Here is a 12,700-nt window from a genome sequence, read left to right as displayed (position 1 = left end):
GGGTGACCACGCTCCCCGAAGGCGGCAACGCACCCCTGTCCGGACGGTCCGTCCGGATCCGTGTCGAGGGCCCGGTCGACGTCACCGCCCTCGTGGTGAACCCCGACGGCAAGGTCGGCGGCGACGCGGACATGGTGTTCTTCAACCAGCCCTCCGCCCCCGGTGTCCGGCTGGACGGCCGCGCGCTCGCGGTCGACCTGGGCGCGTTGCGGGCCGGGGCCGACCGGGTCGTCGTGGTGGCCAGCCCCGAGGCCGAGGGGTCGACGTTCGCGGGCACGACCGTCCGGTTCGCCGCCGAGCACGACGGCGGCTCCCTGGAGTTCGTCCCGTCGCGGCTGGGGGCCGAGACCGTGGTCGTCCTGGCCGAGATCTACCAGCGGGCCGGCGCCTGGAAGGTGCGGGCGGTGGGGCAGGGGTACGACAACGGCCTGGCCGGCCTCGCGAGCGACTTCGGCGTCGTCGTCGACGACCCCGGCTCCGCTCCGCCGGCGCCGGCGGTCTCGTTCACCAAGGGCGAGGACAGGCTCCCCGTCGACATGCGCCAGAAGCTGAACCTGCGCAAGCAGCAGGTCGCGCTGACCCTCACCAAGCACGGGATGACCGGCCTGCGCTGCCGGGTGGTCGTGGTGCTCGACGTCTCCGGCAGCACCAGTTCGCTGTACCGCAAGGGCGTGTTCGCCCGCGCCGTCGAACGGGTCGCCCCGGTCGCCGCCCAGGTCGACGACGGCGCCGAGATGCAGGCCTGGGTCATGGGGTCGCGGGCCGAACGCCTGGAGGACATCACGATCGGCACGCTGCCGCAGTGGCTCGCCGAGTACGCCGCCAAGCGGTACTCCGGTGCCGGCGGCGCGAACAACGAGAAGGCCGTGATCGAGGACGTCGCCCGGTACGTCGCGCGCGAACCCCTCGACCTCCCCACGCTCGTGCTGTTCTTCCACGACGGCGGTGTCACCGACAACAGGGGCACCGAGAAGGCGTTGCGCGCCGTCGAGGGCGAACCGGTGTTCTGGCAGTTCATCGGCATCGGGCGCAGCAACTACGGGATCCTGGAGAAGCTGGACACGCTCACCGGCCGGCAGCACGACAACACGGGGTTCTTCGCCCTCGACGACATCGACGTCGTGTCCGACGCGGAGTTGTACGACCGGATCCTGCAGGAGTTCCCGAACTGGATGCGGTCCTACTACCCGCCGGGATCGGCTGCGCTGCGCGGGCTGGGCTGAGGAACTCTCAGAGGTAGGGGTCGGTGATCGTCCGCAGCTTCGTGAGCGCCTCCCGCAGTTGACCCCACGCCCGCGGGCCCAGGTGCTCGCGCCACTCGGCCTCCACGGCCGCGAGGGCCTGGGCGGCAACGGTTTGCGCGGCGGCACCGCGTTCGGCGATGCGTACCAGCCGGGCCCGGGCGTCGGTGGGGTCCGGGGTGCGCCGGACGTAGCCCGTCCTCTCCAGCTGGTCCACGAGGAAACCGGCGGTCTGCTTGGTCACCTGGGCGGCTTCGGCGAGTTCGGTCAGGCGCGTCCCGTTCGGGCCGATGCGCTGCATGACCCGCGCCTGCGCCGGGGTGAAGTCGTCGAAACCCGCCTCCGCCAGCGCGGCGAAGATCCGCGCCTCCATGGCCCGGTAGGGGATGAACAGCAGCAGGCCCGTGGTGAGCGGGTCGTCCTCGTCCGGCATCCCGGCCCCCCTTGCGGTCGTCAGAACGTCGTACTACTTTGGTCAGAGCACCTTACTACTTCAGGACGAGGTGATGACGGTGGACGACGCGACGTGGCGGATGGTCACCGGGGAGAGGCTGAGCCTGGCCGACCTGCTCGAGGGGTTGACGGCCCGGCAGTGGGAACACCCCTCGCTGTGCAGCCGGTGGCGGGTGAAGGACGTGGCGGCGCACCTGGTCATGACCCCCGCGCGCGAACCGCCGGTGGGAACGCTGGCCGCCGCGCTGCTGCGCAACCGGGGCCGGCTGTGGGACGCCGGGTGCGACGTGGTCGTCGCCTACGCCGCCCGGCCGAGCGGGCGGATCACCGCCGAACTCCGGTCGCTGGCGTGCTCACGGGAACGCCCGGTCTTCGTGCGGGACGAGAACATCCTGCCGGACCTGGTGGTGCACGGTCAGGACATCGCGCTGCCGCTGGGGATCGACCGCACGGTCCCCCGCGAGGCGGCGGTGGTCGCGCTGGAGAGGTTCTGGGGCCTGGGCTGGCCCTTCCACGCCCAGCGCCGGCTGCGCGGGACGCGGTTCGAGGCGCCCGACTGCGGCTGGAGCGCGGGGGAGGGGGAGCTCGTCACGGGCGACGCGGCCGCCCTGCTGCTGCTGTTCACCGGACGCACCGCAGCCGCCCTCGAACGGCTGCACGGCCCGGGACTGGGGTGGCTGCGGGAACTCAGCCCGCGGTGACGTCGCGCAACGTCGCGCACGTCTGACGGTAGATCGCGACGAGGTCGGCCTCCTCGCCGCGGTCACGCCGCCCGGCCCAGTCGTCGAGCGCGGCCCGCAGACCGGCCCCGAGGGCCTCGGAGATCACCCGGGTCCGCAGGTCGACCGTGGCCGACCCGGTCGCGCTGGCGATGCGGCGGAAGAACGCCCGCGACTGCTCGGCGTCCAGGCGCAGCAGGGCGCCGCGCAGCCCCGCGTCCTCCATGACCAGGCAGCGCACGCGCAGCATCCGCCCGATCGAGCCGGACTCGGCCGACATCTCGCCCAGCACGTCGGCGACGGCGTCCTCGAGGTCGCGCAGCGCGGTGGCGTCCCCCACACGCGCCTCGACCCGTTCGGCCAGGGCGGCGTCGAAGGCGCGGTTGGCGCCCAGCGCCGCGTCCTCCTTGGTCGCGAAGTAGCGGAAGAACGTGCGCTGGGAGACGCCGGCCGCGGCCGCGATGTCGTCGACGGTGGTCCGCTCGGAGCCGTGCTGGGCGAACAGCTCGAGCGCGGCGTGCTCGATCTCGGCCTGCGTGGCCAGGCGCCGGCGCTCGCGGAGGTCGGGTACGGCGTGCGGGTCGAGCGCTGCGGTCCCCGGGGCGGTCATGGGAATGAGGATAACGACTGTCGAGTTGGCAGTGGCTGCCACTAGGGTCGTGACTGTCACCACTGCGAGGAGTCCCCACCCATGTCCACGAACGAGGACGCGACCTTGAACCCCGTCGGGTCGACCGCTCCCGTCCAGCCCGCGAAGGACCGTCTCGCCCCTGGCGAGGCGACCGTCATCGGGATCCTGCTCGTCTCCGCCTTCGTCGTCATCCTCAACGAGACGATCATGGGTGTGGCCCTGCCACGGCTCATGTCCGACCTGGGGATCACCGCCGCCACGGGTCAGTGGCTCACGACCGGTTTCCTGCTCACCATGGCCGTGGTCATCCCGGCCACCGGGTTCATCGTGGAGAGGTTCCCGCTGCGGCGGATCTTCGCCGTCGCGATGGGCCTGTTCAGCCTCGGCACCGCGATCGCCGCGTCCGCCCCGGGTTTCGAGCTGCTGCTCGTCGGCCGCATCGTGCAGGCCGGCGGCACCGCGGTCATGATGCCGTTGCTCATGACGACGGTCCTGACGCTCGTCCCGCCCGCCAGTCGCGGCAAGACGATGGGCATGATCTCCGTGGTCATCTCCGTCGCCCCCGCGATCGGCCCGACGGTGTCGGGGATCATCCTGAACTCGCTGTCCTGGCGGTGGATGTTCCTCATCGTCCTGCCCATCGCCCTCCTGGCGCTGGGGCTGGGCGTGTGGAAGGTCCGCAACGTCACCACCCCGCGGCACGCCCACCTGGACGTGGTGTCGCTGCTGCTGTCCGCCGTCGGGTTCGGCGGGCTGATCTACGGCCTGTCGAGCATCGGCGAATCGGCCGGCGGGCACGCCCCGGTGGCGCCGTGGATCCCGGTGGCCGTCGGCGTCCTGGCGCTGGCCGTGTTCGTCCGGCGCCAGTTCCGGCTCATCGACGGCACCGGCCCGCTGATGGACCTGCGGGTGTTCGCCAACCGCTCGTTCACGGTCTCCACGATCGTCCTGGTGACGAGTTTCATGGGCCTGTTCGGCACGCTCATCGTGCTGCCGATCTTCCTGCAGACCGTCCTGCAGCTCGGCTCGCTGGAGACCGGTCTGCTCCTGCTGCCCGGCGGCGCGGTCATGGGTGTGCTCTCGCCCGTCGTCGGCCGGCTGTTCGACGCGTACGGCCCGCGTCCGCTCGTGACGCCCGGCGCGGTCGCCGTGAGCGGGGCCCTGTGGCTGCTGACGACGCTGCACCCGGGCACCCCGGCCGGCATGGTCGTCCTGGTCCACACGCTGCTGAGCACCGGCCTGGCGTTCATGTTCACACCGCTGTTCACCTCCTCGCTGGGCTCGCTGCGCGCCGAGCTGTACCCGCACGGTTCGGCGATCGTCGGCACGGTGCAGCAGCTGGCCGGGGCGGCCGGGACGGCGCTGTTCGTCACCGTCCTGGCGACGACGTCCGCCGACAGCCTGGCCGCGGGCGCGTCGGCCCTGGACGCGACCGCCGACGGGGTCCGGAGCGCGTTCCTGTGGGGCGGGATCATCTCGCTCGTCGCGCTGGCGCTGTCGCTGCTGGTGCGGCGTCCGCCGCTGGTCCCCGGGCCGCGCACGCCCGTGCACTGAGGTTCCCCGCACGCCACGGCCGGTCCTGCGGGGCCGGCCGTCGCGCGTTCGGGACCCGTTGCGGGAACCCGTCGACCGGGTGACGCTGCTTCTCGTGGCGGAAACCCTCCTCGTCCTCGCCGTCCTCGTCGCCGTCCTCGTCGGCGTCCTGCTGGTGGCCGCCCTGGTGCGGCAACGTCCCCGGCGGTCCCGCCCGCACGACGACACCCTGCGCGTCGGGCGCGAGGAGGAGGTCGACGGCGGGGACGCCGCGCTGCGCTCGATGGGCCGGAACTCCTGGATGCGCCCCGGAGGCGGCGGTGTCTGAGGAGTCACCCGGAGGCATCAACTGCACTTGACGCAAAGTCTGCACTGAGTGCAGCCTGAGGGGGTGACCGAGCCCTCCCTGCGTGAACGCCGTCGCGCCGAGACCACCGTGCTCGTCGCCGAAGCGGCCCTCGACCTCGCCCTGGAGGTCGGCTGGGACGCCGTGACGGTCGACGACGTCGCGGCCCGCGCGGGCATCTCCCGCCGGACGTTCTTCAACTACTTCGCCACCAAGGACGAGGCGCTGTTCCACAACGCCATGGAGTGGCGTCCGGACGTCCTCGCGCAGTTCCGCGCCTCGCACGAACCCCTCGTCGACGCCCTCGAGGACCTCTTCCTGGCGCAGACGAGCACCGAACCGCACGACCGCGACCGGGCCTCGCAGGTCCTGCGGCTGGTCGAGGGGTCGCCAGAGCTCCTGCCCGGTCTGCTGACGCGGATCGCGGCCATGGAGGACGTCCTGGTCGAGGCCATCACCGACCGCGGCGACGTCGACGAGTTCACCGCCCGCACCGCCGCCGCGATCGCCGGGTCCCTGGCCCGCGTCAGCGGCCTGAGCTGGCTGTCCGGACTGCAACCGGACCCCCTGACCTCCACGCGCGCAGCCTGGGCCGCGCTGCGATCCCTCACCACCGCCACGGACCGGAGCAACGCATGAGCACACCCGCGCACGCCGTCGAGGCCAGGCCCCGCATCGGCTGGATCTTCACCAGCCTGATGCTCGTCATGCTGCTGGCCTCCCTCGACCAGACGATCGTCGGCACCGCGCTGCCCACGATCGTCGGTGAGCTCGACGGCCTGGAGCACATGAGCTGGACGATCACGGCGTACACCCTCGCGCTGACGATCGCGATGCCGGTCTACGGCAAGCTCGGCGACCTCGTCGGCCGCAAGAACCTGTTCCTCGTGGCGATCGCGCTGTTCCTCGCCGGTTCCGCGCTGTGCGGGATGTCGCCGGACATGCTCTGGCTCATCGTCTCCCGCGGGATCCAGGGCCTCGGCGGCGCCGGCCTGATGATCATGTCGCAGACGATCATCGCCGACGTCGTGCCCGCCAAGGACCGCGCGAAGTACATGGCCCCCATCGGTGCCGTGTTCGGTGTCTCCTCCGTCGCCGGCCCGCTGCTCGGCGGCTGGCTCACCGACTCCGCGCACTGGCGCTGGGTGTTCTGGATCAACCTGCCGCTGGGCGTCGTCGCGCTCGTCGTCGCGGCCGTCACCATCAAGCTGCCCCAGCGCAGGAACACCGCCAGGATCGACTACCCCGGCATGGTGCTGCTGGCCGTCGCCATCACCGGCCTGGTCCTGGTCAGCAGCTGGGGCGGTTCGCAGTACGACTGGACCTCCGGCACGATCGTCGGCCTGACGATCGGCACCGTCGTCGCCGCCGCCGCGTTCGTGCTCGTCGAGCGCGCAGTCTCCGAGCCGATCCTGCCGATGCGGTTGTTCCGCAACCGCACCTTCGTCGTCACGACCCTGCTCGGCCTCGTCGTCGGCGCCGGCATGATGGGCGCGCTGGCCTACCTGCCGACCTACCTGCAGATGTCCTACGGCGTGGACGCCACCGAGTCCGGCCTGCTGCTCATCCCGATGGTCGTCACGCTGCTGGTGACCTCGATCGGTTCCGGAGCCGTGGTCACCAGGACCGGCCGCTACAAGTTCCTGCCGGTCGTCGGCACCGTCGTCGCCGCCGGCGGCATGTTCCTCATGTCCACGCTCACGCTGGACACCCCGCTGTGGCAGTTGTGCGCGTACGTCGCGGTCCTCGGCGCCGGCCTCGGCCTGTTCATGCAGATCATCGTCCTGGCCGTGCAGAACGCGGTCGACCCGCGCGAGATCGGCACCGCCACCTCCGCCAACAACCTGTTCCGCGAGTTCGGCGTCACCGTCGGCATCGCCGTCCTGGGCACCCTGTTCAGCAGCCGCCTCACCGAACGCCTCGGCGGTGCGCTCGGCGGCGACGTCAGCGCCGGCGGCCACGGCGGCGCCAGTTCCCTGACCCCCGCGGCGCTGGAGCAGCTGCCGCCGCAGGTCGCCGACCTCGTCGTCGACGCCTACTCCGACGCGCTGGTCCCGATGTTCGCCTGGATGGTCCCGATGTTCCTCGTCGGCACCGTCATCGCCCTCTTCCTGCCCGAGATCCCGCTGTCCTCCACGACGGCGCTGAGCGAGGGTGAGGCCGAGGCCGCCGGCCAGGAGGGGAGCGCCCACGGCGCCGTCCCCGCCCAGCCCACCGGCCCCACCACCCCGGCGGGCGTCAAGGAGTAGCCCGCTTCCGGACCCCGCGGAAACAACAGTCTCCGTCGCCCCAGCAGGCCTGTGGCGACGGAGACTGTTGTTTCCGCGGGGTGGGGGAGCTCAGGACAGGTCGACGGCGACCGTCCGCCCCTCGCGCGCCGACACCTCGGCGGCGTCGGCGAGCAGCAGCGCGGCGCGGCCGTCCTCGAAACCCGGGCTGCCCGCGTCCTCACCACGCACCGTGGCGACGAAGGCGGCGAGTTCGAGCTCGTAGGCCTCGCGGTAGCGCTCCAGGAAGAACCGGCGGTACGGCTCACCCGTCGAACTCGACGCCGCCGACGAGGCCCGCACCAGCGTCGGCGTCACGTTGCCCACCTCCAGCGCCCCGCCGGGGCCGAACGCCTCCAGCCGCTGGTCGTACCCGTAGGCGCTGTGCCGGGAGTTCGTGATCGTGATCGACTCGCCCCCGGCACCGACCAGCGTCGTCACCGCGGCGTCGAAGTCGTCCTGACCGGCGATTCCGGCGTCGAACTGCCGCAACCCGACGGCGGTGACCGCCACGACCTCGGGCACGAAGGAGCGGGCCGTGTCGAAGTCGTGGATCGCCATGTCGCGGAAGATGCCGCCCGAGACGGCGACGTACTCCGCCGGCGGTGGTTCGGGATCGCGGCTGGTGATGGCCAGGTGCTCCAGGCGGCCGATCTCCCCGGCCTGCACGCGGCGACGCAGTTCGGCGAAGTGCGGGTCGAACCGGCGGTTGAACCCCAGGACGACCCTGCCCCTCGCCGCGCGTTCGCGGATCGCGTCGACGCGGGTGATGTCCAGGTCGATCGGCTTCTCGCACAACACCGGTTTCCCCGCGTCCAGGCACGCTGCGATCAGGTCGACGTGCGTGGGGGTGGGGGAGGCGATGACGACGGCGTCGACGTCGTCGGCGGCGATGGCCTCGAACGGGTCCGCCGTCGCCCTGCCGCCGTGCTGCCCGACCGTCCGCTGCGCTCCCGCGAGGACCGCGTCGGCCGCGACGGCCAGGACGGCGTCCTCGCTGCGGTGGATGGACGCGGCGTGCACCTGGCCGATGCGGCCGGTGCCGATGAGCGCGAAGCGCACGGGGGACATCTGCGTCCTCTCGGGAACGGGGCGGTGGACCGGTCCAGAGAGTAGGGACGGGCGCACCCACGGTCAACGAGTGCTCAGCCGTCCCGGCCGCTCCACCGCACGCCGGCCGCGCCGCGAGCGGCGCGCGGTGACCTCGCGCGCGTTCACCGCGCACGCGGTGACGTCGCGCTCGAACACTGGCGGGCGCGCGGTGACCTCGCGCGCGTTCATCGCGCACGCGGTGACAGCGCGCTCGAACCGGGGCGCCCGGCCGCCCGCCGACGTCACAGCAGCCGGCGCGCCGCCGCCCACCGGGTCAGCTCGTTCCGGTTCGACAGCTGCAGCTTGCGCAGCACCGACGAGACGTGTGTCTCGACCGTCTTCACCGAGATGAACAACTCCTTGGCGACCTCCTTGTACGCGTAGCCGCGGGCGATGAGCCGCATGACCTCGCGTTCACGGGCCGACAACCGGTCGAGCTCGTCGTCGGCGGCCGCGACCTCCCCGGCGCCGGCGCCGAAGGCGTCGAGGACGAAACCCGCCAGCCGCGGGGAGAACACCGCGTCCCCCTCGGCGACCCGGCGGACCGCGGCGGCCAGTTCCTCACCGCTGATGGTCTTGGTCACGTAACCCCGTGCGCCGCGGCGGATCACGGCGATGACGTCGTCGGCGGCGTCGGAGACCGACAGCGCCAGGAAACGCACCGGCGGGTCGGCGGTCAGCAGCTCGGCGCACTGCGCGAGGACCTGCGCGCCACCGGAGCCGGCACCCGGTGCGGGGTTCTCGTCGGGCCCGGTGGGCAGGTGGACGTCGAGCAGGACGACGTCGGGACGCCACCGGGTCACGGCCGCGACGGCCCCGGCCACGTCCGCGGCCTCGCCGACGACCTCGAGGTCGGCCGCGCTGGACAGTTCCGCCTTCACCCCCGAGCGGACCATCCGGTGGTCGTCGACCACGACGACCCTGATCACGACGTACCGCCCGGCAGCCGCAGCGAGACCTCGGTGCCGCCGTCGGCGGGGCGGCGGACGGTGGCCGAGCCACCGGCCCGCTGCATCCGACCGATGATCGACTCGCGCACCCCGAGCCGGTCGCCCGGGATGTCGTCGAGCTCGAAACCAGGACCGCGGTCGCGCACGAAGACCTCCACAGCCTCGCCGACGGGTTCGGCGTACAGGGACACGGTCCCACCGGCGTGCCGGCCGGCGTTCAGCAGTGCCTCCCGCGCCGCCTGCGCCAGCGCCGACGTGGACCTGTCGAGTTCGCGGGAGTCCAGGTCACCGACGAGGACGACCTCGACGACCGCCCCCGACACGTCCTCGACCTCGGTGGCCGCGGCCCGCAACGCCGCTCCCAGCGTCCCGGCCGTCGTACCGTGGTCGCCGTAGAGCCACTGCCGCAGTTCGCGTTCCTGCCGGCGGGCCAGCCGGGCGACCTCGGCGCCGTCGGCCGAGCGCTTCTGGATGAGGGCCAGCGTCTGCAGGACCGAGTCGTGCACGTGCGCGGCGAACTCCGCGCGCTGCTGCTCGCGGGCCAGCGCCGCGCGCTCGGCCCCCAGGTCCTGCCACAACCGGACGACCCAGGGGGCCAGGACCAGCCCGATCCCGCCGAGGGTCACGACCCCGGCCAGCGCCGAGCGCCAGAACTGGGTGACGTCGCCGACGACGACGAGGAACAGCACCGCACCGGCGACCACGAGCGAGGCGCCCACGACGACCCGCAGCACGGCGCCCCGGCCGTCGGCCGACTCCTCGACGAACCGCCGGCGGCGGGTGGCGTCCAGCTGGCTCCAGGCCAGCACGACCCCGGCACCGCCCACCAGCAGCGGCACGACGTACCGGGCCGAGCCGTCCACGAGGTTCATCGCCGGGACCAGCCCGAAACCCACCACCACGGCCAGGCCGACGAGCGTGTTGCGGTGCGCCACGACCCAGCCGGACGGGTCCGCCCGCTGCTCGGGCGGCAGCGCGAGCTGCCGCCCGTCGGGCAGCAGCAGCCACAGCGCGGCGTAGAGCACGACGCCGAAACCGCCGAGGAAGGCCGCGGCGGCGAACACCGTCCGCACCCGCGACAGCGGCACCCCCGTGTGCGCGGCGACCCCGGCGGCGACGCCGGCGACGCGGCGGTGCTCGGTGGCACGGACCAGGGGTGGCCGCGTTCCCGGCGCCTGCCCCTCGTCCTGCCCGACGGCAGTCTGCGTGCTCACGGCCCGATCGTGGCACGCGGGCCGGGGCCGGGGGATCCCCCGAAGGGCAGGTTCAGGGTCGGCTCAGGGTCAGCCCCTGATGTGCCCGGGGGTGCCCGGCGGCCAGTCTCGGGACATGACTTCGACCGACCACCTGAACCTCGACAAGACCCCTTCCCGGAACACCTACGACCAGGAGAACCCGATGGACGAGACCGTGACGACGAACGGGACCAGGCCCAGCGCCGCCGACCGCTTCTTCGGCGCCATCCGCCGCTCCGGACTGGTCCGCAGCCGTGACCGCTGGATCGCCGGTGTCGCCGGCGGCATCGCCCAGCGCACCGGGATCGACCCGACGGCCGTGCGGATCGGGTTCGTGGTCCTCAGCCTCTTCGGCGGCATCGGGATCGGCCTCTACGGTCTGGCCTGGGCGCTGCTGCCGGACGGCACCGGCCGCATCGAGGCGCAGGCCGCCCAGCGCGGTGACGTCTCCGGTGCGCTGGTGCTGGCCGTCGGCCTCGTCGTGCTCGACCTGATCGTCGGCAACGGCCTGCTGGGCCTGGGCTGGATCTTCTGACACCGCACCACCTGAGACTGGGAGGGTCGGGACCGTGAACACCACCGGTGACCAGGGAGCGAAGTTCTTCGCGACCATCCGGTCCGCGGGCGTCGTGCGCTCGCAGGACCGGTGGTTCGCGGGCGTCTGCGGCGGGATCGCGGCCCGGCTGGGTCTGGATCCCCTGCTGGTCCGCGGGGTCCTGGCCGCGCTCACCGTCGTCGGCGGGCTGGGCCTGGCCGTCTACGGCCTGTGCTGGCTGCTGCTGCCCGACGGCCGCCCGGAGGCCGGCGGTCGCCTCGAGGCCGAGGCCGTCCTGCGCGGCGACGTCTCGGGAGCGGCCTGGCTCGCCGGTGCCCTCGTCGTCGCCGACCTCGTGCTGCCCCGCGCCCTGGTCGGCCTGTTCTCCGGCGGACTGTCCGGTCCGGGCTGGGGTTTCCTCGTCACCGCCCTGGTGGCGCTGCTGGGCTGGTGGCTCCTGCACGACTACCCGTTCCCGAAGTGCGCCACCCGGCCGGCTGGACCCGAGGTCACCACGCCGCCGACCCAGCCGTTGTCGCTGGTCAAGGAACGTCCCGCGCCCGCGCCCGAACCCCCGGCCGAACCCGTGGCGGGTTTCGGTTCGCCCACCGAACGTCGCGCCGCGGCCCGTGAGCAGGCCCGCGAACTCGCCCGCGAGAAGGCCCGGCTGGCCGCCGAGCAGGCCGCGGCGAAGGCGGAGCTCGCGAAGGCCCACCGGCGCCCCGGGTCGCCGTTGTGGACCTCGGCCGTCCTGGGGCTGGCGCTGCTGTCCGCCGGAGCCGTGCTGGCCGCCGGGCTGGTCGTCGACCTGCCGGGGGCCTCCTTCGTGCTCGCGGCCTGCGCCGCGCTGGCCGTCATGGGTGCCGGGGCCGTGGTCGCCGGGCTGCGCGCGCGCCGCACCGCCCTCGTCGGGATGGCCTGGCCGGTGGCGTTCCTGGCCGTCGCCGGTGCCCTGCTGCCGCCCGCCTCGGACTGGAGCTGGCAGGTCGACACGACCTGGCGGCCGACGACGGACGACGCCCAGAGCGCGGCCGTCGGGTTGCTGCGCGTCGACCCCGCCCGCCTCGACGCCGGACCGGCCACCGCCACGATGGGCGCCGGCCGGCTGGACGTCCTGGTGCCCGCGGACGCGACCGTCCTGGTCGACGTGAGCGTGCTGACCGGGACGGTGCGCTGGCAGGACGACGCCGACGTCGTGGTGATCGGTGATCCGCAGCACACGCAGGGCCGGCCCGAGGACGGGGAACTGATCTCCGGCGGGTGGAACCTGCACCGCACCTTCGCCGTCGGCCCCGGCGCCGCCGCCCTGGCCGAGCAGGTGCAGGTCCGCGGGACGGACGTGGAGGACTGGACCGTTCCGGAGGGGACCGCCGAACTGCACGCCTCGACGTGGGCCGGTGAGGTCCGCGTCGGCGCCGCCGACTCGACCACCCTGGAGCAGCAGTGAACGAGAACGCCCGCCCGGAACCCGTCAGGCACGGCCCCGACCTCGGCGCCGTCCTCGGTGGCCTCGTGGTCCTCGCCCTGGCCGCCGCCGTGGCCGTGCACGAGGTGGCCGGGCTCAGCTGGGACTGGCGGTACTGGGCGGCCGGGATCCTGCTGGTCGCCGGGCTGGCCGTCGTCACCAGCGCGGTCGCCGCCGCCGTGTCGGCCCACCTGGCCCGCCTTCGCGGGGACGGGGAGGCCTTCCACCGGTAG

General features: G+C 73.3%; 15 protein-coding genes. 9 read left to right on the top strand and 6 right to left on the bottom strand.

The genetic code is table 11. From position 1 onward, the window contains the following. The first annotated feature begins 2 nt into the window (after positions 1–2). Positions 3–1,223, top strand: a complete 1,221-nt coding sequence (locus tag ACRYR2_RS08585; RefSeq protein ID WP_432562432.1) for a VWA domain-containing protein — start codon at positions 3–5, stop codon at positions 1,221–1,223. A 7-nt stretch (positions 1,224–1,230) separates the two neighbouring features. On the opposite strand, the gene ACRYR2_RS08580 is transcribed toward ACRYR2_RS08585, so the two are convergent. After that, a complete protein-coding gene (locus ACRYR2_RS08580; RefSeq protein WP_432562431.1) occupies positions 1,231–1,674 on the bottom strand; it encodes a MarR family winged helix-turn-helix transcriptional regulator in 444 nt (147 codons plus the stop codon). Between the two features lie 79 nt (positions 1,675–1,753). Here ACRYR2_RS08580 and ACRYR2_RS08575 point away from each other — a divergent pair, with 79 nt between their 5' ends. Beyond that, a complete protein-coding gene (locus ACRYR2_RS08575) occupies positions 1,754–2,395 on the top strand; it encodes a maleylpyruvate isomerase family mycothiol-dependent enzyme (protein ID WP_432562430.1) in 642 nt (213 codons plus the stop codon). Here ACRYR2_RS08575 and ACRYR2_RS08570 read toward each other — a convergent pair. After that, a complete protein-coding gene (locus tag ACRYR2_RS08570; RefSeq protein WP_432562429.1) occupies positions 2,382–3,023 on the bottom strand; it encodes a TetR/AcrR family transcriptional regulator in 642 nt (213 codons plus the stop codon). The genes ACRYR2_RS08575 and ACRYR2_RS08570 overlap by 14 nt on opposite strands. Before the next feature lie 81 nt (positions 3,024–3,104). Between ACRYR2_RS08570 and ACRYR2_RS08565 the strand changes: the two genes are divergently transcribed. The 4 genes from ACRYR2_RS08565 (at position 3,105) to ACRYR2_RS08550 (ending at position 7,172) form a co-directional block, all read left to right on the top strand. Continuing rightward, positions 3,105–4,598 carry an MDR family MFS transporter gene (locus ACRYR2_RS08565; RefSeq protein WP_432562428.1) on the top strand — a complete coding sequence of 498 codons (1,494 nt, stop codon included), beginning with the start codon at positions 3,105–3,107 and terminating at the stop codon, positions 4,596–4,598. Between the two features lie 94 nt (positions 4,599–4,692). Then, a complete protein-coding gene (locus tag ACRYR2_RS08560; RefSeq protein WP_432562427.1) occupies positions 4,693–4,905 on the top strand; it encodes a hypothetical protein in 213 nt (70 codons plus the stop codon). A 63-nt stretch (positions 4,906–4,968) separates the two neighbouring features. Beyond that, positions 4,969–5,562 (top strand): TetR/AcrR family transcriptional regulator, encoded by a 594-nt coding sequence (locus ACRYR2_RS08555; protein WP_432562426.1) that lies wholly within the window; start codon positions 4,969–4,971, stop codon positions 5,560–5,562. Continuing rightward, positions 5,559–7,172 (top strand): MDR family MFS transporter, encoded by a 1,614-nt coding sequence (locus ACRYR2_RS08550; RefSeq protein WP_432562425.1) that lies wholly within the window; start codon positions 5,559–5,561, stop codon positions 7,170–7,172. Before ACRYR2_RS08555 ends, ACRYR2_RS08550 begins: the two co-directional genes overlap by 4 nt. A 90-nt stretch (positions 7,173–7,262) precedes the next feature. Here ACRYR2_RS08550 and ACRYR2_RS08545 read toward each other — a convergent pair whose 3' ends face one another. The 4 genes from ACRYR2_RS08545 to ACRYR2_RS08530 all read right to left on the bottom strand — a co-directional run bounded on the left by ACRYR2_RS08545 (position 7,263) and on the right by ACRYR2_RS08530 (position 10,446). Next, on the bottom strand, positions 7,263–8,261 hold the full coding sequence (locus tag ACRYR2_RS08545; RefSeq protein WP_432562424.1) for a Gfo/Idh/MocA family protein: 999 nt from the start codon (positions 8,259–8,261) through the stop codon (positions 7,263–7,265). 63 nt (positions 8,262–8,324) lie between these two features. Continuing rightward, on the bottom strand, positions 8,325–8,471 hold the full coding sequence (locus tag ACRYR2_RS08540; protein WP_432562423.1) for a hypothetical protein: 147 nt from the start codon (positions 8,469–8,471) through the stop codon (positions 8,325–8,327). 53 nt (positions 8,472–8,524) lie between these two features. Next, positions 8,525–9,211 carry a LuxR C-terminal-related transcriptional regulator gene (locus ACRYR2_RS08535; RefSeq protein WP_432562422.1) on the bottom strand — a complete coding sequence of 229 codons (687 nt, stop codon included), beginning with the start codon at positions 9,209–9,211 and terminating at the stop codon, positions 8,525–8,527. Beyond that, positions 9,208–10,446 carry an ATP-binding protein gene (locus ACRYR2_RS08530; RefSeq protein WP_432562421.1) on the bottom strand — a complete coding sequence of 413 codons (1,239 nt, stop codon included), beginning with the start codon at positions 10,444–10,446 and terminating at the stop codon, positions 9,208–9,210. The genes ACRYR2_RS08535 and ACRYR2_RS08530 overlap by 4 nt, the downstream gene beginning before the upstream one ends. 115 nt (positions 10,447–10,561) lie before the next feature. Here ACRYR2_RS08530 and ACRYR2_RS08525 point away from each other — a divergent pair, with 115 nt between their 5' ends. Genes ACRYR2_RS08525 through ACRYR2_RS08515 form a run of 3 tightly spaced genes read left to right on the top strand, consistent with a single transcriptional unit; the run spans position 10,562 to position 12,700 of the window. Further along, a complete protein-coding gene (locus tag ACRYR2_RS08525) occupies positions 10,562–11,002 on the top strand; it encodes a PspC domain-containing protein (RefSeq protein WP_432562420.1) in 441 nt (146 codons plus the stop codon). Positions 11,003–11,036: 34 nt separating this feature from the next. After that, positions 11,037–12,449, top strand: coding sequence for a PspC domain-containing protein (locus ACRYR2_RS08520; protein WP_432562419.1), 1,413 nt, complete (start codon positions 11,037–11,039; stop codon positions 12,447–12,449). After that, positions 12,446–12,700 (top strand): hypothetical protein, encoded by a 255-nt coding sequence (locus ACRYR2_RS08515; RefSeq protein ID WP_432562418.1) that lies wholly within the window; start codon positions 12,446–12,448, stop codon positions 12,698–12,700. The genes ACRYR2_RS08520 and ACRYR2_RS08515 overlap by 4 nt, the downstream gene beginning before the upstream one ends.

The sequence above is a fragment of the Kineococcus deserti genome (assembly GCF_050871945.1).
Taxonomy (GTDB): Bacteria; Actinomycetota; Actinomycetes; order Actinomycetales; family Kineococcaceae; genus Kineococcus.
The sequence above is the reverse complement of the archived record's forward strand: the minus strand, read 5'-3'. Positions and strand labels throughout refer to the sequence as shown.